Genomic DNA, 23,913 nt, shown 5'->3' on the forward strand with positions numbered 1-23,913 from the left:
CGCACGCACCAGTAAAACCCTCCTTAACCATTGTGCGCCATGGTGGAGCCTCGATTTCTGGGGCGAACCGACACCTTCATGGACGATCTGCTGAACGACTTTCTGGCCGAAACGGCGGAAATCCTTGCCGAAGCCGGCGGGGCCATTGTCGCGTGGGAGGCGGACCCCGCCGATCGGGCGCAGCTCGACGCGATTTTCCGGCTCGTCCACACGATCAAGGGCAGCTCGGGTTTTCTGGCCCTGCCGCGCGTTACCGCCTTGTCGCATGCGGCCGAGGATGCGCTCGATCAGGTACGGCGCGGCAACCGGCCGGCGAACGCCACGCTCGTCACCGGCGTGCTCGGCATTCTCGACCGGCTCGGCGATCTTTGCACGGCGCTGAGCCAGAATGGTATCGAGCCGGCCGGCGACGACCGCGATGTCATCGGCGCGCTCGCCGGTGACATTCCCGAAGATGCGCCGTTCGAGGTCGCGGGCGTTCCGCTCCGCCGCGACGATGATTTCAGCGCCGAACTGCAAAGCTGGCGCTCGATCCGCGTACCGTTGCCGTTGCTCGACAGCGTGATGACCGGGGTCACCGACATCGTGCTGGCGCGCAACGAATTCGCGCGGATGCTCCGCGAATCGGGGGCCGACCTGTCGGTCATCGCCTCGTTCGACCGTCTTTCCGACTCGATCGCCGGGATGCGCCAGTCGGTCAGCCAGATGCGCATGCAGCGGATCGACAAGCTCTTCGCCCCGCTGCCGCGCATCGTCCGCGATCTGGCCAAGGATATGGGCAAGAAAATCGCCTTCCAGACGAGCGGCGGCGAAGTCGAGCTCGATCGCGAGATGATGGAGAATATCCGCGACCCGCTGATCCATATCGTCCGCAACGCGATCGATCATGGCATCGAGCCGCTCGAGGACCGTGTCGCGGCGGGCAAGGACATCACCGCGACGATCTCGGTCTCGGCGCGCCAGTCGGGCAATCAGATCGAAATCGAAGTGCGCGACGACGGCCGCGGGCTGTCGCCCGATGCCCTGACCGCGAAAGCGATCGCCTCGCGTCTCCTGACCGCGACCGAGGCGCGCGCGCTGGCGCCAAAGGACAAGCTCGACCTGATCTTCCGTCCCGGCTTTTCGACAGCGGCGAAGATCACCGCGGTTTCCGGCCGCGGCGTCGGCATGGATATCGTCAAGGCGAATGTCGAAAAGATCGGCGGCATCGTCGAACTGCGTAATGAAGAAGGACGCGGGCTCGCGATCCTGCTCCGCGTGCCGATGACGCTGACGATCATTTCGGGGCTGATGGTCCGCGCGGCGGGGCAGTATTTCGCGATACCGCGCGGCGCGGTGCGCGAAATTCTGCTGGAAAACGGCGATACGGTGCGCATCGACCAGCTCGGTGGCGGTGAACTCGCGACGGTGCGCGGCGAACAATTTCCGCTCCTTCGCCTCGAAAATATACTGGGCCGCGAGCGCGATGCGGCTGACGACGGTGACGACCGTGCGCTTGTGATCGTCCGTCCGGGGCAGGGGCAAAGCTATGCGCTGAGCGTCGCGGCGATCCACGACCATGAGGAACTGGTGATCAAGCCCGCGGCGCCGATGATCATGGCGACCGGGCTCTACGCCGGCACGACGCTGCCCGACAACGGCCGCCCCGTCCTGTTGCTCGATGTCCAGGGCCTGCTGGCGACTTCGGCCATTGACGCCAGCGAAGCGGGCCGCAGCCAGGGCCGGATGGCCGAAGCCGAAGCCGAAGCCGCGGCGGCGCGCAACGCCGTGCAGTTGCTGCTGTTCCGCGACACGAACAGCCGCGTCCGCGGTGTCCGCCTGTCGGTCATCGAACGTGTCGAGGAAGTTCCTGCGTCGGCGCTGTTCGAAAGCGCGGGCCGCGTGCAGGCGCAGATCGGCGACGATATTTTCCCCGTCCATGCCGCGGCGCTGCCCGGCGGCGAGGGGACGCTGAAGCTCCTCCGTCTCTACGACGGCCGGTCGGTGCTCTGCTATCCGATCGCCGAGGTGATCGACATCGTCCGCTTGCCCGACGCCCTCCAGCCGTCGGCGGCGCCCGGCCTGATCGCGGGCGTCGTGCTCGTCGGCGGCGAGCCGGTCGAACTGATCGATCCCTTCTGGCTGATGGAACAATATGCCGCCGGCGCCCCCGCACCCGCGCTGCGTCAACCGCTCTGCCGCCTTGCCGACGACCATGACGGCTGGGGCGGCAATTTCCTCGCGCCGATCCTGCGCAATGCGGGCTACCGCGTCGTTCTGGGCGACGATCCGTCGGAGGAAACACCCGATGTCCTGCTCTGCCTCACCGAAGAAAACGAGCCTTTCGGACATGTCGACGGCGACGTACCGGTGATCCGCCTGCGCACCTCGATCGCGGCCGCCGGGCCCGAAGACGAAACCGTCTATCGTTATGACCGCCAGGCGCTGCTCGACGCGCTGCGCCGCCAGGTCGGGGGAGAGCGCGCATGATGGACAAACTCTATCTGATCGCGCGCATCGCCGACACGCGCGTCGCGCTGCGCAGCCGCGCGATCAATTCGGTGGTCACCGTCGGCACGCCGGTAGAAGTGCCCGCCGCGCCGCCGCATGTCGCCGGGCTCTTTGCGCTGCGCAGCCGTGTCTTCACCCTCATCGACCCGCATGTCGTCATCGGACTGCCCGCGGTGCCGGTCGCGCCGGGACAGCGCGTGATCGTCGTCGACGTCGCCGAGCATGGTTATGCGCTGCTAGCCGACGAGATCGAGGATGTCTGTTTCATCGACGCGCCCGAAACGCGCATCGCCGGAAAGCTGCTTCCCGGCTGGGCGCGGGTCGCCGACGCGATGATCGAACATCAGGGTAGTTCGCTGCTCGTTGTTGATCCATCCAACTTTATCACGCTGCCGGCCTTAAAAGCGGCATGAATTCGGTCGTCTATTAACGGGCTGCACACGCCTTCACCGTATACATGGCCAAATCCCGGGGGTCGGAGTTAACTGAATGTCGAAATCTTGTCTGGTGGTCGATGACAGCAAAGTCATTCGCAAGGTCGCACGTCATATCCTTGAAAGCATGTCCTTCGCTGTCGAAGAGGCGGCCGACGGGCAGGAGGCGCTGACCTTCTGTCAAGCCAATCGTCCCGACGTCATCCTGCTCGACTGGAACATGCCGGTGATGAGCGGAATGGAGTTCCTCGGTGCCTTCAACGATCTCGACTATGGGCGCGAAGAACGCCCGCGCGTCGTTTTTTGCACGACCGAAAACAGCATCGACCATATCCGCGCCGCGATCGAAGCCGGAGCGGACGAATATGTGATGAAGCCGTTCGACCGCGAAACGCTCGAAGGAAAGCTGCAGCTCGTCGGCATTGCCTGAGGTTTTTTAGGTGGCCCGTCCACAACGCCTGATATCCGATCCCGAACCAACCGCCCGCACCGTGCGCGTGATGCTCGTCGACGACAGCCTCGTCGTTCGCAGCATCCTCGAACGGATCGTCGATCAGCGGCCGGGGCTCAAGATCTGCGCTTCGGTGGCATCGGCGCATGACGCGCTCGAATATCTGGCGCGCGAACCCGTCGATGTTGTCGTGCTCGATATCGAGATGCCCGGGATGAACGGCATCGACGCCTTGCCGCACATATTAGAGCGCGCCGAAAAGGCCCGCGTCCTCATCCTGTCGTCGAACTGCGTCGAAGGCGGTCCCGCCGCGATCGACGCGCTCGCGCTCGGCGCCAGCGACACGCTGGCCAAACCGGGGCGCGGCAGCTTTTCGGGGCGTTTCGCCGAGGTGCTGACCGAGCGGATCATGACGCTCGGCCATCAACGCGACTTCCCTGCAGCGGCCCCGGTCGCCGAGCGCCCGGCGCCGGCGCCCGCCGCCTTCGCGATCGACACCGACCAGCCAATCGACTGTATTGCGGTCGCGGCATCGACCGGCGGTATTCCCGCCTTCGCCAATTTCCTCGCGCACCTCGATCCCAGGATCAGCGCGCCGATCCTGCTCACCCAGCATCTGCCCGACGCCTTCATGGAATTTTACGCCAAGCAGATCGCGACGATGACGACGCGCCGCGTCCGCGTTGCCGAAGCCGGAATGGCCGTCGAGCGCGGCTGCATCTATCTTGCGCCGGGCGATGCGCATTTGCTCGTCGTCGCCAATGGGCGCCGCCGCGAAATCGCGCTCGATCACCGTGTCGTCGACAATGGCTGCTGCCCGTCGGCCGACCCGATGCTCGATTCGGTCGCCGAAATCTATGGCAAGGGCGGCGTAGCCGTGATCCTCAGCGGCATGGGGCGTGACGGCGTGATCGGCGCGGCGCGACTGAAAGAGGCCGGCGGCACGATTTTCGCGCAGGCGCCCGAAAGCTGCGTGATCTGGGGCATGCCGGGCGCCGTCGCCAAGGCGGGCATCGCCGCGGCGACGCTGAACCCCGACGCGATCGCGCTGATGCTCGGCGGCTTCCTGCAAGGCCGCGGGCCGGGGCGCCGCAAGCCATGATGGACGGAAGCGCCAGCGAATCGGCCTATCGCGTCCTGATGGGGGTGCTCGAATCGCGGACGGGGCAGACATTGTCGCCGAACCGCATCTGGCGGATCGAAATGTCGCTGAAACCCGTGATGCAGCGCCACGGCATCGCCGATCTCGACGCGCTCGTTGCCGCGCTGGTGACCTCGAACAGCCGGCAACTGCTCGACGATACCGTCGATGCGATGCTCAACAACGAAACCTTTTTTTATCGCGAATATAGTGTGTTCGATGATCTTGCTGCCACTGCGCTTGAGCGGATTCGCGAGATCAACAAGCTGCGCCGCCGGCTGACCATCTGGCATTGTGGCGTGTCGACCGGCCAGGAAGCCTATTCGCTCGCAATGCTGATCGCCGAGCAAGGCGCGAAATGGGCGGGGTGGCAGGTCGATATCGTCGGCACCGACGTCAGCTATCATGCGATTTCGCGCGCGCGCGTCGGCCTTTACAGCCAGTTCGAAATCCAGCGCGGTCTGCCCGTGCAGCGCATGGTGCGCTGGTTCGACCAGACCGAGGGCGGCTGGCTCGCCAAGGCGGATCTGCGCCGTCGCGTCGATTTTTCGGTGCAGAATATGCTCACCGACCGGCCGCCGCTCGCGAGCCCCGCCGACCTGATTTTCTGCCGCAACCTGCTGCTCTATTTCTCGGCGCCGATGCGCCAGAAAGCTTTTACGCGGCTGCGCGCGATGGCGGCGCCGCAAAGTTTCCTTGTGCTCGGCGCGGGCGAGACGGTGCTCGGCCAGACCGACCAGTTCGTCGCGAGCCCGCGCCTGCGCGGCCTTTACGAGCCCGCCGATCAGCAGGTGCGTCGCGCGGCGGCTGCCTGACCTTGCTTTTTGCGCGCCAGTGGCGCAATCGACGGCTTGGCAAGCACAGGACGGGTCCCCCGAGCGCATGAGCGATTTTATCGAACGCTGGTCTCCCAACTTCGACGAGCGCGCGCTGCCCATCTCGATGATCGTGCTGCATTATACCGGTATGAAGAGCGGCGCCGAAGCCATTGATTGGCTTGCCAATCCCGAATCCAGCGTGTCGGCGCACTATGTCGTCAGCGAGGACGGGCAGATCACTCAAATGGTGCCCGAGGAGAGGCGCGCCTGGCACGCGGGCAAGTCGCACTGGCGCGGCATCAGCGACATCAATTCGGCGAGCGTCGGGATCGAGATCGTCAATCCGGGGCATGAATGGGGCTATGTGCCCTTTCCCGACCCGCAGGTCGCCTCGGTCGTCCGCCTCGTCCATCAGATCAAGGACCGGCATTCGGTCACGCGCGGCAATGTCATCGGCCATTCGGACATCGCCCCGACGCGCAAGCAGGATCCGGGCGAGCTGTTCCCGTGGGAGGAACTTGCGCGCCGCCGCCTCGCGCTGCCGCGCCCGACCAAGAAGCTCACCGATCCCTTGTGGACCGACGCGGGCTTCCTGCTCGCGCTTGAGCGCTTCGGTTACGATGTGACCGACGGGTTCGCGGCAACGGTGGCGTTCCAGCGCCGCTTTCGTCCCGAACTGATCGACGGCACGATCGACGGCGAATGCCGCGCGATCCTGCTCGCGCTGCTGCTTCCCCAGCCCGAAGGCAATTGATTCCTCGTCAAAGCGTCCGATGAGGGCTATACTTGCTCCCGCCAGAGGGTCGGGCGATCGCCGCTTTCGCAAGAATGGGGAGGAAAGTCCGGGCTCCACGGAAATCACGGTGCCGGATAACGTCCGGCGGATCGGGCTTCGGCCCGGTTCAGGGAAAGTGCCACAGAGAGCAGACCGCCAAAGGCTTCGGCCCGGCGAAAGGTGAAAGGGTGCGGTAAGAGCGCACCGCGCGGCTGGTAACAGGCGCGGCACGGCAAACCCCACCGGGAGCAAGGTCGAATAGGGACGGTACGGATTTATCCAGGGCTGATTCCGGCCCAGCCGTCCGGGTTGACTGCTTGAGCGTTCGGGTAACCGTCCGCCTAGAGGAATGATCGCACAGTCCCCGCAAGGGGATGGACAGAACCCGGCTTATAGACCCTCTGGCACCTCTCTCCCCAATACCCGGGCGGAACGCCCAAGCCTGGGCCGCGTTCTAGGCAGACGAGTTGGAAGGGAAGCGCATCATGAAAGTCGTCGATGACCATGTCGAAGTGACCGAGACCGAAGCGAGCAGCGGGGTCAAAGGGCATAATGTCCGCTATGTGCTGGCTTTTTCGCTGGTCGCGGTGATTATCGTAATGTCCGCGATCTGGATCATCCCGGTGCTGTTGCAGCCCTGACACTTCTACTTTCGTAGTTATTTCGCCTTCGTCGCGCCGGCGAGTTCTTCCTCGGACAGCCGGCGTCGAGCCGTTGTCGGTGCCGGCGCATGGAGCATTGCCCGGGGCGCTGGCGGCTTAGCGGGGTGGGCGGACTTACCTTAGCTTCTTCAATTATCGCGTTCGTTCACCGTAGCTAATTCTTTCGTGAGCAACGAAAGCAATTCGTTCTGCTTCACCGAAAAAGGCTTAACAGGGCTGCAAGGCGGCATTGTAAGCGCGGTTTGCATCATGTTGAGCGATTTCGCCTTCATGGTCGGATCTTTCGCGACCGCCACGTAACCGGTCGCTGCCAGGTTGTTGTTGCGCGCGGCGCAGCTTGCAAGCGAAGCAGCGTCCACGACAATCATGCTGTGAGCTTTTCCCCAATCGGCGATCAAGCGATCGAGCGAGAAGGGAAATGGTTCACCGTCTGCCATTTGCAAGCAGCCGTCTAACGCGGGCGTCAACAATTGGCTGTTGGGATCGCGCTCATTCTGTTCGGGGGTTTGAATGTCGCGCCAATGCAAATGATATTCGGCATATCCACGTGTCTCTTTCGGGTGCCGTGAAAGTGTACAGGACAAGAGCTGTTCGTAGTCGCTGGTGCTGAACGCACGGGGCTTTGCATTCCAATCAAGCGTGGCAGTGCCGCGCGGCTTCTCGGCAGTTGCAGGGGATTGCGCGACAGCTGAATTAGCCATTGCCGCCGAAAGCATCACCAAAAGCACGCTGTTCATTGCCCATTCCCCGCTTCATCCAGCCTCTCCTCATGCCCGCTGTGAAGAGTCGAAGCGAGACTATTTTCATTCAACTATATCACCTTGGGACCGCCGCTTCCGGTGAAACGGGTCGTTCCCTATCGAACGAAGTTTTGGTGCAGGCGGGAAGCGAGACGGAAATCAGGCCGCGGGATAGCTGAGCGCCATCACTTCCCATTCTTTCGGCCCGGCAGGCAGCTGCACGGTACGCAAATCGCCGATTGCGGCGCCGCGCAGCGCGCGGGCGAGGGGGCTGTTCCAGCCGATCCGGCCTTCGCCCGCCTCGGCCTCATCGTCGCCGACCAACGTGACGATGCGCCGCGCGTCGTCGTCGTCGGCGAGTTCGACGGTCGCGCCGAACCAGATGCGGCTCTTGTCGGGCTGCTCGGCGGGGTCGACGACGCGCGCCGCCTTCATGCGACGGGCCAGGAACGAGAGGCGCCGGTCGATCTCGCGCAGCCGCTTGCGGCCATAGATATAGTCGCCATTTTCGCTGCGGTCGCCATTGCCCGCCGCCCAGCTGATCACCTCGACGAGCTTCGGCCGCTCGTCACCGAGCAGCACGTCATATTCGGAGCGCAGCGCAGCATAACCCGCTGGCGAAATGATGTTCGTCTTCTCCCCCGCCATGCGGATTTAGCCGGGCGTGCGTTTGCCGAGGTAGAAACTCAGCGGCGCCTGCTGCCGCGACCCGCTGCCATCGCGCAGCGTATCGTAAACGACGGCATTTTCGAGCACGCGCTGGACATAGTTGCGCGTTTCGAAGATCGGGATCGCCTCGATCCAGTCGACCATCTCGATCCCGCCGCCGCGCGGGTCGCCATTGGCGCGCAGCCATTTGTTCACATTGCCGGGACCGGCATTATACGCCGCGACCGCGAGCGGATAGCTGCCGCCGAAATAGCGCAGCATCTGCTGGAAATAGGTCGATCCCAGCATCATATTGTAATTGGTGTCGGTGGTCAGCGAGCCCATGTCATAGCTCATGCCGAGCTTGCCCGCGACTTCGCGCGCGGTGCCCGGCATCAACTGCATCATCCCGCGCGCGCCGGCGTGGCTGATCGCCTGCCGGTCGAACTGGCTTTCCTGCCGCGTGATCGCGTGGATGAAGGTCCAGTTGCTTTCATGTCCGGCGGGAACGCGCACGGTCGGAAAGCCCGAAACTTCGACGGCATCGAGGCTGTTCGCCTGCGCACTGCGGCCGATCATCACGCCAAGGTCGGGGCGTCCGATCTGCGTCGCGAGTTTGCCCGCGAGGACATGGTCGGCGGGCGATGTCGCCTGTTGCGCGAGTGCGCGCAGGAACTGCGACTGTTCGCGCCACGCGCCAATCTCGCCGAGCGCGCGCGCGGCGCGGACCAGCCGGTCGTCCTCGAACGCGCGGCGCTCGTCATTGCTGACCTGAATGGTCGGATCGGGGGTCGGCTTGGGCTGCGGACGGTTCAGCCGCTCCAGCGACAACTGGCCGTAATATTGGTCATAATGCTGCGCGGCATCGGTGAAATGCGCATTCGCGGTCGAGCGGTCGCCCGCCGCCAGCGCCGCGCGGCCGGCCCAGTAAAAGCCCTTCGTGCGCGTCTGCGCCGAGCGTGCGGCTTCGCCGTACGCGCGATAGAGGCGCACCGCCTCGGCCGGACGGCGCAGGTCGCGATAGGCGAGCTGCCCCGCGAGCCATGCGAGCGACGTATAATCGTCGCGCACGCTAAGCGACGTCTCGCGGATCACCGTCCCGGGCGCGAAGGCATCGTCGATCTGGCGCGCGATGTTATAGGCGGTCGTCTTGTCGCCGCCTTCGCTCGCCTGCCGCGCGTTGGTGAGCAGCGTTTCCAGCCATTCCTCGGGATCGGTCGGCGGCTTGGCGAGCGAGCGCGGCGCGGCGAGCAATGCGCGGGCTTCGCCGACGCGGCCCGCCTTGCGCAGCCAGGTCGCCTTGTCGGTGATATAGCCCGCATCGGTGCGGGTCAGCGCCGGATTGGCGCTTTCGACGGCGGATGCCTGAAAGGCCGCGTCGACCGACGCATTGCGCATTGCCAGGCGCGCCGCGAAGACGTTGCGCTTGTCGGGCGAGGTATAGGCGAGCTGGCGGCTCGCGGCGGGGGTGGCGCCGAGCCAGAGCAGCCGGTCCATGCGCGCGTCATGGTCGGCGGGCGTGATCGCGCCGGGGAACATGGCGAGCGCGCGGCTCGTTTCATAATCGTCGAGCGGCCCGCTCGTCCACGCGCGGCGCACCGCGGCATTGGCGTCCTCGCGGCGGCCCGACGCGTTGAGCGCGAGCGCATAGCGGAGCTGCCCGCTCGCGGTCTGCGGCGGATAGGTTTGGAAATAGGCGAGGGTGCGCTGCGGATCATAGCTGTCGAGCGAGATGGCTTTTTCGGCGCGTGTGCGCATCTTGTCGTTATCGGGCCAGCCCTTGTTCGCCATCAGGAAGCGCGAAAGCTGGTCGAACGATGCGCCGGTATTTGCCGTCAACCGCCGCCATTCCATCACCGCATCGCCGACCGAGCTCGTCGACGGCGGCGGACCCGACGTCGCCGCTAGGCCCATCTGGGCACGATACCAGGCCATTTGTTCGGGAGTGAGCTCGCTGGCATGCGCGGTGGTCGGGATGAGGAGGGTCGCGGCGAGCGCGAGGCGGGAGATACGGGTCAGCGAGATCATAGCTGCCATAGTAATGCCAAACTCCTTGCGGGGCGCTGAATAGACGTCCAATAGCGGCGCGCTGGCCGGATTCTATCGGCTGAGGCATGTTCTTGTAAAGGAGCGGTGCATGTTTTCGGGGTCGATTCCCGCTTTGGTGACGCCATTTCGCGATGGGGCGTTCGACGCCCCGGCCTTCGCGCGTCTTGTCGATTGGCAGATCAAAGAGGGGACCAGCGCGCTCGTCCCATGCGGCACGACCGGCGAAAGCCCGACGCTCGGCTACGACGAACATTATCAGGTGATCGACAGCTGCATCGAGGCCGCGGCGGGGCGTGTCCCCGTCATCGCGGGCTGCGGGTCGAACGACACCGCGACCGCGATCCGGCATATGCGCCATGCGCAGGCCGCGGGGGCGACCGCGGCGCTGATCGTCGCGCCCTATTACAACCGGCCGAGCCAGGACGGGATGATCGCGCATTTCCAGGCGCTCGCCGACGCGAGCGACCTGCCGATCGTCGTCTATAACGTCCCCGGCCGCACCGTCGCCGACATCAGCGCCGAGACGATGTGCAAGCTCGCCGAAATCCCGAGCGTCGTTGCGATCAAGGATGCGAGCGGCGATCTGGCGCGCGTCACGATCCACCGCGCGGGTGCGGGTGCCGACTTCTGCCAGCTCAGCGGCAACGATGACTTGTGGCTGCCACATGCCGTGATGGGCGGCGCCGGCTGCATTTCGGTCACAGCCAACGTCGCGCCGCGCCTCTGCGCGGATTTCGCCGCCGCCGCCGCCGCGAGCGACTGGGCGCGTGCGCTGGTGTTGCACGACCGGCTGTTCGATCTGCACAAGGCGATGTTCTCCGACACCTCGCCGGGGCCGGTTAAATATGCGCTGTCGCGCATCCACGACTGGTTTTCGCCCGAAGTGCGCCTACCTATCATCGCGGCGAACGAAGCATCGCGCGCCGCCGTCGATGCCGCGCTGTCCGCGGCCGGAGTAATCTAGGTCCCCAAATGGCTCGTCCCCAGTCCGCCGCTGAATTCGACAAGAAGAAAGTCGTCGCCGAGAACCGGCGCGCGCGGTTCGACTTTGCCATCGACGAGGTGTTCGAGGCGGGGATCGCGTTGCAAGGGACCGAGGTCAAGTCGCTGCGCTTTGGCGAAGGGACGATTGCGGAGAGCTATGCCGAGGTGAAGGGGCACGAGGTGTGGCTGGTGAACAGCAATATCCCCGAATTCAGCCACGGCAACCGGCACAATCATGAACCCAAGCGCCCGCGCAAGCTGTTGCTCAGCGGCCGGGAGATCAACAAGATGCACGCCGCGGTCGCGCGGCAGGGGATGACGCTTGTCCCGCTGTCCATTTATTTCAACAGTCGCGGCCGCGCCAAGGTCGAACTGGCGATCGCCAAGGGCAAGAAGGCGCATGACAAGCGGGAGTCGATCAAGGAGCGCGACTGGAAGCGCGACAAGCAGCGCCTGATGAAAGAACGCGGATGAGCGGGGGCAAGCCGCGCGACAAGGCGGCAGTGATGAACTGGATCCGCCGCAATTCGCCGACGCGCGAAGAGTTGCTGGAGAGCCGCTTCGTCAAGCCCTTTGCCCACCGCGTCGCGCACAGCCATTTGTGGCGCTTCACCCGCACCTCGGTGCCGCGCGGCACCGCGCTGGGGCTGTTCGTCGGCATCTTTTTCCTGATCCCCGGCGTGCAGATATTGGGTGTCGCGCTGCTCGCGCTGCCCGTTCGTGCCAATATCCCGATCGGCGCGGCGATGACCTTTCTCTCCAATCCGGTGACGACGCCGTTCATCATCCTCGCGTCGGTGTGGCTCGGCGACTGGCTGTTCGGGCTCCATGCCAACAGCGCGACCTTCTCGGCAATGATCGAGCATGGCGCGTCGGCGGGCGAATGGGCGCGCTGGGTCTTTTCGGACGCCGCGCCCGCGATGCTCGCCGGGCTGTTCGTCATTTCGCTCGTCTCGGCGGTCGTCGGCTACATCCTCGCCTCGATCTTCTGGGACAATTGGATTCGCCTCCGCTGGCGGCGCAAGCTGGCGCGCGCGCGCGACCAACGACATGAGGCATCGACCAGCGACACCGCGGCCGGTTGAACCCCCAAACAGCAGGCGTATAGCTGTCGCATCGCTAATCTGCGCCGTGCCTGCGCGGCGCGGATTTTCGCTTCATATCGAAAACTGGGGAATATCATGACTCTGCATATTTCTTCGCGCCTGATGGCGACCGCCGCGCTTGGGGCGCTGATGCTCGCCGCCGTTCCGGCGACCGCCAAGGAAAAGGCCGCGACCGCGCCCGCCACCGCGTCAGCAAAACCCGAAATCGGCGATTTCGGCTTCGACCTTACGGGCATGGACAAGAGCGTCCAGCCGGGCGACGATTTCTACACCTACGCCAATGGCGCCTGGGCAAAGAACACGAAGATTCCGGACGATAAGTCGAACTATGGCATGTTCACCGCGCTGAACGACCTGTCGCAGACGCGCACGCGTGAAATCCTCGACGCCGCCAAGGGCGATCCGAATAGTATGATCGGCCGTGCCTATGCATCCTATCTCGACTCGGCGACGGTCGAAGCCAAGGGGCTCGCGCCGATCCAGCCGTGGTTGAACAAGATCCGCGCCGTCGAAAAGCCGGGTCTCGCCGCGCTGCTCGCCGAGGCCGATCGCAGCGGCGTCCAGCACTTTTTCGGCGGCTATGTCGGACAGGACGACAAGAACCCCGACGTCTATACCTATATCATTTTCCAGGGCGGAATCGGCATGCCCGATCGCGATTTCTACCTGAAGGACAATGAGCGTAACACCGCTCTGCAGGCGGCGTATCTCAAGCATCTCGAAAACGTCCTGACGCTCGCGGGCGAGGCCAATGCGCCGGCGCGCGCCAAGGCGATCTATGATTTCGAAAAGCAGGTCGCGACCGTCCACTGGGACAAGAATGACAGCAGCGACGCGACCAAAGCCTATAACAAGATGACGATCGCCGAGCTCGCCAAGGCCGCACCCGGTTTCGACTGGCCGACCTTCATCCGCGGGATCGGGGTCAAGGAAGACACGCTGATCGTATCGCAGCCGAGCGCGTTCACGGGCGAGGCGAAGCTGCTCGCCGATGCGCCGATCGCGGTGATCCGCGACCTGCTGATCGTGCGCAGTCTCGACGGCTTCTCGGGCGTGCTTCCCGATGCCGTCGCAAAGGAGGCTTTCTCCTTCTACAGCACGGCGCTGTCGGGCACGCCCCAGATGGAAGAGCGCTGGAAGCGCGGCGTCGACTTCACAACGGGCAACCTCGGCGACGCCGTCGGCAAGGATTATGTCGCGAAATATTTCCCGCCCGAAACCAAGGCGGCAATGGATACGCTGGTGAAAAATGTCCTGGCCTCCATGGGGAGCCGAATTGACGGGCTGAGCTGGATGCAGCCGACGACGAAAGTCAAAGCACGGAAGAAGCTCGCCAATTTCACCACCAAGATCGGCTATCCCGATCAGTGGAAGGAGTATGGCAAGCTGGAAATCCGCGCCGACGACCTGTTCGGCAATGCGCTGCGGTCGAACCAGTTCGCGCATGACGACAATATCGGCCATCTCGGCGGCCCGATCCGTCGCTGGGAATGGTTCATGACCCCGATGACGATCAACGCCTATGCCAATTTCGGTATGAACGAGATCGTTTTCCCCGCCGCGATCCTGCAGCCGCCCTTCTTCGATCCGCATGCCGACGCAGCGGTGAATTATGGCGGCATCGGCGCGGTGATCGGCCATGAAGTCAGCCATCATTTCGACGACCAGGGCGCGAAATATGACGAGACCGGCAAGCTCGCCGATTGGTGGACGCCCGAGGATGTGAAGGCGTTCGAGGCGGCGGGGCAGGCCCTGATCGCGCAATATAACGCCTATGAGATCCTGCCCGGCGAACATCTCGACGGCAAGTTCACGCTCGGCGAGAATATCGGCGATCTGGCGGGCCTGACCGTCGCCTATGACGCCTACAAGAAATCGCTCGGCGGCAAGGAAGCGCCGGTGATCGACGGGCTGACCGGCGACCAGCGCTTCTTCCTCGGCTGGGCACAGGTGTGGCGCCGCAACTATCGCGAGCAGAATCTGTCGCAGCGGATCACGACCGATCCGCATTCGCCGTCGATCCAGCGGACTTGGGTCTCGCGCAACCTTGACCCTTGGTATAAGGCCTATCAGATCAAGCAGGGTCAGAAACTCTATCTTGAGCCGAAAGACCGCGTCCGCATCTGGTGATGCGTTAACTGGAAAGTCCATCCTTGACCGTGCAAAGCCTGCCCTCCGCTGATGGTGATTTCATCAGGGGGGCGGGTTCTGCCGGGCCGTTGTCGGCCCCGGCGGGCCTGTCGCACCTCGACAAGGCGGTGCTTGCCGGGCTGGCCCTATTGTCCGCCGCGCTGCTGTTCTGGGCGACGCGCGATACGATACTGGCGGTCGGCTTCCTGGCCGGGCTTGCGGTTGCCGTGGGCGGGGTGATCCTCGCGCGGCGGCTGTTCCCGGCGGCGGTGACGGGCGAGGCGGTCGCACCCGACTGGACGATGCTGCGTCAGGCGGTGAATCACGACGATGTCGCGATTGCCGTTACCGATCGCGGCGGCCGGATGGTCTGCGCGAATGATCTGTTCGGAACCTGGATGGGCGGCTTCGTCACGCCGCCCGGCCTGCCGCTCGAAGGGCGCGGCGCCGACCTGCTGAAAAATGCCGGCCGCATCGCCTGGCGCGATGGCGAAGGGTCGGTCGACGATATCGCGATCGGCCCGCTGCAACTGCGTGCGCAGGTGACGCGTACGGGGCAGTCGGAGGATTATCTCGTCTGGCGCTTCTCGGCGATCGAGCGGCTTGATCTTGTTTCGGAAATCATCCGTCATCTCGACGGTCCCGCGGGGCGCACGCTCGGCCATGCCGGGGTGATGGCCGCGCTCGTCAGTGCCGAAGGGCGCCTCCGCGTCGCGAACCAGGCTTTCCTGCTCCGCGCACTGGGTGAGGATGATGCGGTCCATTATGCCGGCCGCGATGTCGCGCCGATGATCCGGCTCGACGATGCGGGCGCGCTCTATTTCGCGCGCGAGGGCGACCGCGCGACGCCGGTGCGCCTGATCCAGATTCCGCTCGCGCCTGCCGACGGCAACACGCCGATGCTGCTCGCGATGCTCGACGAGGAAATGGGGCCCACCGACCGCGGCACCGCGCAGACCTATGTCGAAACCCTTCTCTCGTTGCTTCCCTTCGGCCTCGCCATGGTCGATCGCGACGGGCGCTTCCTCTATGTGAACCGCGCATTTGTACGGGCTGCCAACCTTCCCGAAGGCAAGATGCCGCGTTATCCCGGCGACATAGTCGTTGGCGAAGACAAAGGGCCGCTTGCCGACATGATCCGCCGCCACAGCAGCGGCCAGCAGGTCGGCGGCGACCTGTCGATCCGGCTCGCGGGGCAAAGCGGCGATCCCGTGTCGATGCGCATCGTTGGCGTGCGCGGACTGGGCGAGGCCGCGGTGCTGCTCAGCCTCAAGGATTCGAGCGAGGAATCACGCCTGAAACAACAGGTGGCGCAGGCGTCGAAGATGCAGGCGGTCGGGCAGCTTGCCGGCGGCGTCGCGCATGATTTCAACAATATCCTGACCGCGGTTCTCGGCGCGTGCGACCTGATGCTGATGCGCCATACACCCGGCGACAGCGACTATGACGATATCCAGCAGATCCGCAGCAACGCCAATCGCGCCGCCAGCCTGACGCGGCAATTGCTCGCTTTCTCGCGGCAGCAGACGTTGCGCCCGCAAATCTTGCAACTGCCCGATGTGATTTCCGAAGTGTCGCACCTCTTGAAGCGCCTGATCGGTGAGACGGTCCAACTGGCGGTGCATCACGGTCGCGGGCTGGGCGCGGTGCGGGCCGATCCGGGGCAGCTCGAACAGGTCATCATCAACCTTGCGGTCAATGCGCGCGACGCGATGCCGGGCGGCGGGACGCTGACCATGGAAACCTATCCGGTGTCGGCCGCCGACGTCCGGCAGATGGGCAACGAGTTCATGCCGCCCGCCGATTATTGCGCGTTGAAAGTCAGCGACACCGGCACGGGCATTCCAGCCGATGTGCTCCCCAAGATTTTCGAACCCTTTTTCACGACGAAGGATGTCGGCAAGGGAACGGGGCTTGGGCTCTCGACCGTCTATGGGATCATCAAGCAGTCGGCGGGTTATATCTTCGCCGAAAGCAAGCCGGGGCAGGGGACGAGTTTCTTTATCTATCTGCCCGTCCACCGTGCCGACGGCGATGCCCCCGTTGTGGTGCCGCCGCCCGCCAAGCCCAAGAAGAGCCAATGGGGCACCGGAACGATCCTGCTCGTCGAGGATGAGGATATGGTGCGCGCGGTCGCGGAACGCGCATTGACCCGTGCGGGTTATAGCGTCGTCACCGCCTCGCAGGGCGAAGAGGGGCTTGAGCGTTTTGCGCAAATGGAGAAGGTCGATTTGATCATCAGCGACGTTGTGATGCCGACGATGGACGGTCCGGCGATGGTGCGGACGATGCGCGCCAAGCGGCCCGACCTGCCGGTCCTGTTCATGTCGGGCTATGCCGAGGAGCAACTCCGCCAGTCGATCGACATCGACGATGTCGCCTTCCTTCCCAAACCCTTCTCGGTCGCACAGCTCGCCGAGGCGACGTCGGCGGCGCTCGACGAGGCTGCGCATCGGGTGTCCAATGGCCAGTAACCCCCGCATCCTGCTCGTCGAGGACGATGTGCTGATCGGCATGATGCTCGCCGACATGTTCGACGCGCTCGACCTTCCCGAACCCGCGCAGGCGACGAGCAATGAAGAGGCGCTCGCGCTCATCGCCGCCGAGCCGCTCGCCGGGGCGCTCGTCGACATCAACCTCGGCGAGGAAAAGGGCTGGCCGGTCGCCGACGCGCTCGCCGAACGCGGCATTCCCTTTGCCTTCACGTCGGGTGGCGGCGACGTCATTCCGGCCGCGCACGCGCATCGCAAGCTGATCACCAAGCCGTTCCGGATCAGCGATATCGAGGCGGCGCTCGGAGATTTTTCGGCGGAATAGGGCGCATCTGTTCTCTGCGAGTTTTATTTTGTTCTCCACTTGTTCCATGAGAACAAATGTGGCACATAGTTCCGGCGTTGCGATGCTTCTGCTGTCGCTCTAGAGCTGGAAAGGGACGGTCATGGCCGGACAATTGTCACTCGTCGAATCGGGGAAATCAGTGAACAACACGGACAGGCAGAAGGCGCTCGACGCCGCGCTCGCGCAGATCGATCGCGCGTTCGGCAAGGGCTCGGTAATGAAATTGGGCTCGAAGGAAGCCATGCAGGTCGAGGCGATCTCGACCGGCTCGCTCGGCCTCGACATCGCGCTCGGCGTCGGCGGCCTGCCGCGCGGCCGCGTCATCGAAATCTACGGTCCCGAAAGCTCGGGCAAGACGACGCTCGCGCTGCACACGCTCGCCGAGGCACAGAAGGGCGGCGGCACCGTCGCCTTCGTCGACGCCGAACATGCGCTCGACCCCGTCTATGCGCGCAAGCTGGGCGTCAACATCGACGAACTGATCGTGTCGCAGCCCGACACGGGCGAACAGGCGCTCGAAATCGTCGACACGCTCGTACGTTCGAACGCGATCGACGTGCTCGTCGTCGACTCGGTCGCCGCGCTCGTTCCGCGCGCCGAAATCGAAGGCGAAATGGGCGACAGCCACGTCGGTCTCCAGGCGCGTCTGATGTCGCAGTCGCTGCGCAAGCTCACCGGGTCGATCAGCCGCTCGCGCTGCATGGTGATCTTCATCAACCAGCTGCGCATGAAAATCGGCGTGATGTACGGCAACCCCGAAACCACGACCGGCGGCAACGCGCTCAAATTCTACGCCTCGGTCCGTCTCGACATCCGCCGCACCGGCCAGATCAAGAATGGCGACGAGATCGTCGGCAACACCACCCGCGTGAAGGTGGTGAAGAACAAGGTCGCGCCGCCGTTCAAGCAGGTCGAATTCGACATCATGTACGGGCAGGGCATTTCGAAGATCGGCGAAATTCTCGATCTGGGCGTCAAGGCCGGCATCGTCGAGAAATCGGGTGCCTGGTTCAGCTATGATTCGATCCGCATCGGGCAGGGCCGCGAAAATTCGAAAACCTTCCTCAAGGATAATCCCGAACTGATGGAGCGGCTCGAAACCGCGATCCGCGGCCGGACCGAGGCGGTCGCCGAAGAAATGATGGCCGGCCCCGACGATGAGGGCGACGACGACAATTGATAGCCCTCCGGCCGGTTCGCCTTGCTCGAACCGGCCGGCCGACGGCGGCGGGCCAATGCCCCTTGGACCTGCAATCCCCTCTCCCCGCAGGTCGGCCCGCCCGCCGTTGATTGCTTGCCTGATCGCCGCAAGCAGGTACAACGCGCCATGCCCGCGATCCGCCTCTTCGGTTTGCCGACCGACATCAACAGCAGCTTCGAACGCGGCGCCGCCGCCGGCCCCGCCGCGATCCGCGCCGCCCTGTGGAGCGATCGCGGCAATATGGCGAGCGAGCTCGGCCCCGAAATCGGCACCGACATCGCGCTCACCGACGACGGCGACCTGCCGCTGACCGAAGACACGCCGAGCGACGACACGGCCATCCGCCGCTATCTGGCCATTGTGCGCGAAGATGGAGAAGTTCCGCTCGCACTCGGCGGCGACCATGCGGTGACCTTCCCGCTCGTCGAAGCCGCGGCAACCTGCTTCGGGCCAGTGACGATCCTCCACTTCGACGCGCACCCCGACCTCTACGACGATTTCGCGGGCAACCCGCGCAGTCACGCCTCGCCCTTCGCCCGCATCTGCGAGGCGGGCCACGCCAAACGGCTGGTGCAAGTCGGCATCCGAACGCTCAACAATCATTGCCGCGAACAGGCCGCGCGCTTCGGAGTCGAGATTATCCCGATGGCCGATTTCACCGCCGATATGGTGCCGGTGCTCGATGGACCGCTCTATATCTCGATCGATCTCGACGGGCTCGATCCCTCGGCGGCGCCCGGCGTCGCGCATCCCGAGCCTGGCGGGCTGACAGTGCGCGAGATACTCGCCGTGCTGCACAAGCAGACCGCGCCGATCATCGGCGCTGATATCGTCGAGCTTCATCCGGGTCGCGACATCGGCGACGTCACCGCGATCCTCGGTGCCAAACTCGTTCGCGAACTCGCCGCGCTGATCGACCGCAACGGAACCCCGCAAACCGCCCGCTAGGAGAGCGTCATGAGCCTGATCGTCCACCATCTGAACAACAGCCGCTCGCAGCGGATCCTGTGGCTGCTTGAGGAAATCGGCGCGCCGTACGAGATCAAATTCTACGATCGCGATCCGGTCACGAACCTTGCCCCGCCCGAACTGATCGCGGTCCACCCGCTCGGCAAGTCTCCGGTGATCGAGGATGGAGGCCGCGTCGTCACCGAATCGGGCGCGATCACCGAGTATCTGTGCGAGCGGCACGGCGGGGGGCATCTGGTCCCCGAACGCGGCACCGACGATCATATCAGCCACCTCGAATGGCTGCACTTTGCCGAGGGGTCGGCGATGACGCCGATCCTGCTGCGTATCTATACCGCGCGCCTTGGCGAAGCCGCGGCGCCGATCGAGCCGCGCATTTCGCAGCAGCTCGATTCGCATTTCGCCTATATGGAAAGCCGCGTCGGGGAGAACGGCCACTTCATCGGCGACAGCCTGTCGGCCGCCGACATCATGCTGAGCTTCCCGGCCGAAATCGCGATTATGCAGGGCATGGCGCCGCGCTATCCGAAGCTCGCGGCGTTCGTGAACGCGTGTCATGTCCGTCCCGCCTGGCAGCGCGCGCGCGAAAAGGGCGGCGCCTATTATGGTTATTGATTGCTGGCCTCTGCTGGCGGCCGTTGCTTTACTCACCTCTGCTTCCGCCGCATTTGCTGCGCCGCCGGTGGTCGCGCCCGAAGTTGAGCGCGAGGTTGTCGCGCCCGAGGGCGTGACCTTCGCGCCCACCCCGACCGATGAGGAAGGCGCGATCGACCGGTTCGCCGCCTATACGATGGCGCTGGCGAAGCGCGATTATGCGAGCGCCTATGCGATGCTGCGGCTGTCGTTTCAGGCGTCGAACCCGCGGCTCGAATGGGAAATGAACCAACGCAAGCGCGCCGGGCTGTGGGCCGACGGCACGATCCGTATCTTGCGCCTGAGCTGGTATCTCGACCCCGCGGGTCAGCCCCCGGGGCTCTACGCGGCCTTCGATTTCCGCGGTGATCGCGCGGACAAGACGATGGATTGCGGCTATGTCGTCGTCCACCGCGCGACGCCGGTTGCCGGCTGGACGGTCGTGCGGACCGACACGTCCGAAGTGCCCGCCAACCTGATCGAAGACGGGGTGCCCAAGGCCGATGTGCTGCGCGAACTGCCCTGTTATCTGGGCAAGGGGATCGCGACCAATCTCTGACTGATGGCGTCGATGATCGTCATCGACACGAACCGGCTTGTCGCATCGCCGCAAAATCCCTAATTCGCGCGCATGACATCGACCAATGACATTCGCCGCTCGTTCCTCGACTATTTCGCGGGGACCGGCCACCATATCGAACCGTCGGCGCCGCTGGTGCCGTACAACGATCCGACGTTGATGTTCGTCAACGCCGGGATGGTGCCGTTCAAGAATGTCTTCACCGGGCTGGAAAAGCGCCCGTACAGCACCGCGGCCTCGTCGCAGAAGTGCGTGCGCGCGGGCGGCAAGCATAATGATCTCGACAATGTCGGCTTCACCGCGCGGCATCATACCTTCTTTGAAATGCTGGGGAATTTCTCCTTCGGCGATTATTTCAAGGAACAGGCGATCCATCATGCGTGGACGTTGGTCACCAAGACCTGGGGCCTTGCGCCCGAGCGGCTGACCGTCACCGTCTATCATACCGATGACGAGGCGTTCGACCTGTGGAAAAAGATCGCGGGCCTGCCCGAAGAGCGGATCATCCGCATCGCGACGAGCGACAATTTCTGGTCGATGGGCGACACGGGGCCGTGCGGTCCGTGCAGCGAAATCTTTTATGACCATGGCGACCATATCTGGGGCGGCCCCCCGGGATCGCCCGAGGAAGACGGCGACCGCTTCGTCGAGATCTGGAACCTCGTGTTCATGCAGTACGACCAGCGCGGCCCCGGCGACCGCGTCGACCTGCCGCGGCCGAGCATCGATACCGGCATGGGGCTGGAGCGCGTCGCGGCGGTGTTGCAGGGCGTCCACGACAATTACGACACCGACACGTTCAAGGCATTGATCGCGGCGTCGGTCGACCTGACCGGGGTTCCGGCCGAGGGCGGAAGCCAAGCGAGCCACCGCGTGATCGCCGATCACCTGCGCGCATCGAGCTTCCTTGTCGCCGACGGTGTGCTGCCGTCGAACGAAGGCCGCGGCTATGTGCTGCGTCGGATCATGCGCCGCGCGATGCGCCATGCGCATCTGCTTGGCGCCAAGGACCCGCTGATGTACCGGCTGCTGCCGTCGCTGACCGCCGAGATGGGCGCTGCCTATCCCGAACTGATCCGCGCGCAGCCGCTGATCGCCGAGACGCTCGAGCGCGAGGAAACCAAGTTCCGCCAGACGCTCGACAAGGGCTTGCGGCTGCTCGACGAGGCAACCGTTGGCATGAGCGCGGGCGCGACGCTGCCCGGCGATGTCGCGTTCAAACTCTACGACACTTACGGTTTCCCCTATGACCTGACCGAGGATGCGCTGCGCACGCAGGACATCGCGGTCGACCGCGCGGGCTTCGATGCGGCGATGGCGCAGCAGAAGGCGGCGGCGCGCGCGGCGTGGAAGGGTAGCGGGCAGAAGGCTTCGGAGGAAATCTGGTTCGACCTCGCCGAAGCCAATGGCAGCACCGAATTCACCGGCTATGGCGCGACCGCGGGCGAGGGACAGGTCATCGCGCTCGTCAAGGACGGCGTGCCCGTCGACGAAGCCAAGGCGGGCGACGAGCTGGTCGTGCTGACCAACCAGACGCCCTTTTACGGCGAGAGCGGCGGCCAGATGGGCGACGCGGGCACGATCGCGACGCTTGAAGGCGCCAAGGCTTCGGTCAGCGACACCGGCAAGCCGCTCGGGCGGCTGCATGCGCATCAGGCGAAGCTGGAAGCCGGTACGTTGAAGGTCGGCGATACGGTCCAGTTGTCGGTCGACGCGGCGCGGCGCGACCGCATCCGCGCCAATCACAGCGCGACGCACCTTGTGCATGCGGCGCTGCGCAATCGGCTGGGCGGGCATGTCACGCAAAAGGGCAGCCTGGTCGCCGAGGACCGCTTCCGTTTCGACTTCTCGCATCCCAAGGCGCTGAGCGCAGAAGAGATCGCCGACATCGAGGCGGATGTGAATGCGCAGATCCGCGGCAACGAGGCGGTGACGACGCGGCTGATGACTCCCGACGACGCGGTCGCGGCGGGCGCGCTGGCGCTGTTCGGTGAGAAATATGGCGACGAGGTACGCGTGCTCAGCATGGGTGCGGCGGACGATCATAGCTATTCGGTCGAGCTTTGCGGCGGCACGCATGTGCGGGCGCTTGGCGACATCGCCTTGTTCAAGATCATCAGCGAGAGCGCGGTCTCGTCGGGCGTGCGGCGTATCGAGGCGCTGACTGGCGATGCGGCGCGCCAGTGGCTGAACGGCCGCGACGAGGCGCTGAAGGCGGCGGCGGCGGCGCTCAAGACCTCGCCCGACGATGTGCCGGCGCGCGTCGCGCAGCTCGCGGAGGCGTTGAAGAAGGCCGAGCGCGAACTGGCAGATGCGAAGAAGGCCTTGGCAATGGGCGGCGGTGGCGGCGCGGCGGCTGGGCCGGCGGTCGAGCAGGTTGGCGACACGGCGTTCCTTGCGCAGGTCGTCGAAGGGCTCGATCCCAAGGATCTGCGCGGCACGGTCGACGGGCTGAAGAAGCAGGTCGGCAGCGGCGTTGCGATGCTCATCGCGGTCAACGACGGCCGCGCTTCGGTCGCGGTCGGAGTTACCGAGGGCGTGGCGCATAATGCCGTCGACCTGGTCAAGGCCGCGGTCGCGGCGCTCGGCGGGCAGGGCGGCGGCGGGCGGCCCGACATGGCGCAGGGCGGCGGACCCGATGGTGGCGCGGCGAACGACGCCGTCGCCGCTGTCAAAGCCGCGCTCGCTTGAAACCGACCAAGAAGACGCGGCGCATCGATCATGCCGAACGGCTGATCGCGGCGCCGCTGGTCGATGTCTTCGCGGCCTTCACGAGCGCGGCGAAGCTCGCTTTATGGTTGCCGCCCGAGGGGGCGACGGGGATTTTCGAGCATGTCGACCTGCGCGCGGGTGGCGGCTTTTTGATGCGGCTGACCTTTGACGACGCCGATGTCGAGACCAAGAGCGACGACGACAGCGATGTCGTGGAAGTCTATATCCCGACACTCGATGACGGGCGGCTGGTGGTGTGGCAGGTCGAATTCGAGTCCGACGATCCGCGCTTTTCGGGGACGATGGAGATGCACTGGTATCTGTCGCGGCAAGGCGGCGGCACGCTGGTCACGATCGACGCGCATCATGTGCCGCCAGGGATTTCGGCGAAGGACCATGTTGAGGGGCTGAATAGCTCGCTCGCCAATTTGGCGGGGGTGGTGGAAGGCGGCCGTTAGAAGGCTGCGCGTGTTCCCGCGAAGGCGGGGACCCATCTCCTGCCGGTTAAAAATAGCGCTGGCCGGAGATGGGCCCCTGCCTTCGCAGGGGTAC

22 protein-coding genes and 1 other RNA gene are annotated in these 23,913 nt (G+C 64.8%); 20 read left to right on the top strand and 3 right to left on the bottom strand.

From position 1 onward, the window contains the following. Positions 1-78: 78 nt before the first annotated feature. From FG91_RS20110 to FG91_RS22100, 8 genes are all read left to right on the top strand, one after another. Positions 79-2,469: a chemotaxis protein CheA gene (locus tag FG91_RS20110; RefSeq protein WP_037518744.1), complete on the top strand. Its 2,391-nt coding sequence runs from the start codon at positions 79-81 to the stop codon at positions 2,467-2,469. Continuing rightward, complete coding sequence (locus FG91_RS20115) at positions 2,466-2,903, top strand: chemotaxis protein CheW (RefSeq protein ID WP_052187970.1); 438 nt, start codon at positions 2,466-2,468, stop codon at positions 2,901-2,903. Before FG91_RS20110 ends, FG91_RS20115 begins: the two co-directional genes overlap by 4 nt. Before the next feature lie 76 nt (positions 2,904-2,979). Further along, positions 2,980-3,354, top strand: a complete 375-nt coding sequence (locus FG91_RS20120) for a response regulator (protein ID WP_037518749.1) — start codon at positions 2,980-2,982, stop codon at positions 3,352-3,354. Positions 3,355-3,364: 10 nt separating this feature from the next. Continuing rightward, positions 3,365-4,477, top strand: coding sequence for a chemotaxis-specific protein-glutamate methyltransferase CheB (gene cheB, locus FG91_RS20125; RefSeq protein ID WP_037518752.1), 1,113 nt, complete (start codon positions 3,365-3,367; stop codon positions 4,475-4,477). Continuing rightward, positions 4,474-5,331, top strand: coding sequence for a CheR family methyltransferase (locus FG91_RS20130; protein ID WP_037518754.1), 858 nt, complete (start codon positions 4,474-4,476; stop codon positions 5,329-5,331). The genes cheB and FG91_RS20130 overlap by 4 nt, the downstream gene beginning before the upstream one ends. A gap of 67 nt (positions 5,332-5,398) precedes the next feature. Then, complete coding sequence (locus FG91_RS20135; protein WP_037518757.1) at positions 5,399-6,088, top strand: N-acetylmuramoyl-L-alanine amidase; 690 nt, start codon at positions 5,399-5,401, stop codon at positions 6,086-6,088. Between the two features lie 41 nt (positions 6,089-6,129). Further along, positions 6,130-6,518: RNase P RNA component class A (gene rnpB, locus FG91_RS21200), an RNA gene on the top strand. 76 nt (positions 6,519-6,594) lie between these two features. Then, entirely contained in the window at positions 6,595-6,750 is a 156-nt protein-coding gene (locus FG91_RS22100; RefSeq protein ID WP_156419570.1) for a hypothetical protein, read from the top strand. Positions 6,751-6,899: 149 nt separating this feature from the next. On the opposite strand, the gene FG91_RS21905 is transcribed toward FG91_RS22100, so the two are convergent. The 3 genes from FG91_RS21905 to FG91_RS20150 all read right to left on the bottom strand — a co-directional run bounded on the left by FG91_RS21905 (position 6,900) and on the right by FG91_RS20150 (position 10,196). Further along, on the bottom strand, positions 6,900-7,508 hold the full coding sequence (locus FG91_RS21905; RefSeq protein WP_152568196.1) for a hypothetical protein: 609 nt from the start codon (positions 7,506-7,508) through the stop codon (positions 6,900-6,902). Positions 7,509-7,670: 162 nt separating this feature from the next. Further along, on the bottom strand, positions 7,671-8,159 hold the full coding sequence (gene greB, locus FG91_RS20145; protein WP_037518761.1) for a transcription elongation factor GreB: 489 nt from the start codon (positions 8,157-8,159) through the stop codon (positions 7,671-7,673). A 6-nt stretch (positions 8,160-8,165) separates the two neighbouring features. Next, a complete protein-coding gene (locus FG91_RS20150) occupies positions 8,166-10,196 on the bottom strand; it encodes a lytic transglycosylase domain-containing protein (RefSeq protein ID WP_037518763.1) in 2,031 nt (676 codons plus the stop codon). A 100-nt stretch (positions 10,197-10,296) separates the two neighbouring features. On the opposite strand from FG91_RS20150, the gene dapA reads away from it, so the two are divergent. From dapA to FG91_RS20210, 12 genes are all read left to right on the top strand, one after another. Beyond that, positions 10,297-11,172, top strand: a complete 876-nt coding sequence (dapA, locus tag FG91_RS20155) for a 4-hydroxy-tetrahydrodipicolinate synthase (RefSeq protein ID WP_037518766.1) — start codon at positions 10,297-10,299, stop codon at positions 11,170-11,172. Positions 11,173-11,180: 8 nt separating this feature from the next. Then, positions 11,181-11,666, top strand: coding sequence for an SsrA-binding protein SmpB (gene smpB / locus FG91_RS20160; protein WP_037518768.1), 486 nt, complete (start codon positions 11,181-11,183; stop codon positions 11,664-11,666). After that, positions 11,663-12,277, top strand: coding sequence for a DUF2062 domain-containing protein (locus FG91_RS20165; protein WP_081940701.1), 615 nt, complete (start codon positions 11,663-11,665; stop codon positions 12,275-12,277). The genes smpB and FG91_RS20165 overlap by 4 nt, the downstream gene beginning before the upstream one ends. Positions 12,278-12,373: 96 nt before the next feature. Next, positions 12,374-14,428 (top strand): M13 family metallopeptidase, encoded by a 2,055-nt coding sequence (locus tag FG91_RS20170; RefSeq protein WP_052187972.1) that lies wholly within the window; start codon positions 12,374-12,376, stop codon positions 14,426-14,428. An 89-nt stretch (positions 14,429-14,517) separates the two neighbouring features. Beyond that, entirely contained in the window at positions 14,518-16,902 is a 2,385-nt protein-coding gene (locus FG91_RS20175) for a hybrid sensor histidine kinase/response regulator (protein ID WP_037518775.1), read from the top strand. After that, a complete protein-coding gene (locus tag FG91_RS20180; RefSeq protein ID WP_037518778.1) occupies positions 16,892-17,245 on the top strand; it encodes a response regulator in 354 nt (117 codons plus the stop codon). The genes FG91_RS20175 and FG91_RS20180 overlap by 11 nt, the downstream gene beginning before the upstream one ends. A gap of 121 nt (positions 17,246-17,366) precedes the next feature. Further along, entirely contained in the window at positions 17,367-18,446 is a 1,080-nt protein-coding gene (recA, locus tag FG91_RS20185) for a recombinase RecA (protein WP_037518780.1), read from the top strand. Positions 18,447-18,593: 147 nt separating this feature from the next. Next, positions 18,594-19,415: an agmatinase gene (gene speB / locus FG91_RS20190; protein WP_037518781.1), complete on the top strand. Its 822-nt coding sequence runs from the start codon at positions 18,594-18,596 to the stop codon at positions 19,413-19,415. A gap of 9 nt (positions 19,416-19,424) precedes the next feature. After that, positions 19,425-20,051, top strand: a complete 627-nt coding sequence (locus FG91_RS20195; RefSeq protein ID WP_037518783.1) for a glutathione S-transferase family protein — start codon at positions 19,425-19,427, stop codon at positions 20,049-20,051. Positions 20,052-20,118: 67 nt separating this feature from the next. After that, positions 20,119-20,628, top strand: a complete 510-nt coding sequence (locus tag FG91_RS20200) for a hypothetical protein (protein WP_235212118.1) — start codon at positions 20,119-20,121, stop codon at positions 20,626-20,628. Between the two features lie 72 nt (positions 20,629-20,700). Continuing rightward, a complete protein-coding gene (gene alaS, locus FG91_RS20205) occupies positions 20,701-23,340 on the top strand; it encodes an alanine--tRNA ligase (protein WP_037518787.1) in 2,640 nt (879 codons plus the stop codon). After that, positions 23,337-23,819 (top strand): SRPBCC domain-containing protein, encoded by a 483-nt coding sequence (locus tag FG91_RS20210; RefSeq protein WP_037518790.1) that lies wholly within the window; start codon positions 23,337-23,339, stop codon positions 23,817-23,819. Before alaS ends, FG91_RS20210 begins: the two co-directional genes overlap by 4 nt. The last annotated feature ends 94 nt before the right edge of the window (positions 23,820-23,913 follow it).

The organism is Sphingopyxis sp. LC81, from assembly GCF_000756375.1.
Classification (GTDB): Bacteria; Pseudomonadota; Alphaproteobacteria; order Sphingomonadales; family Sphingomonadaceae; genus Sphingopyxis.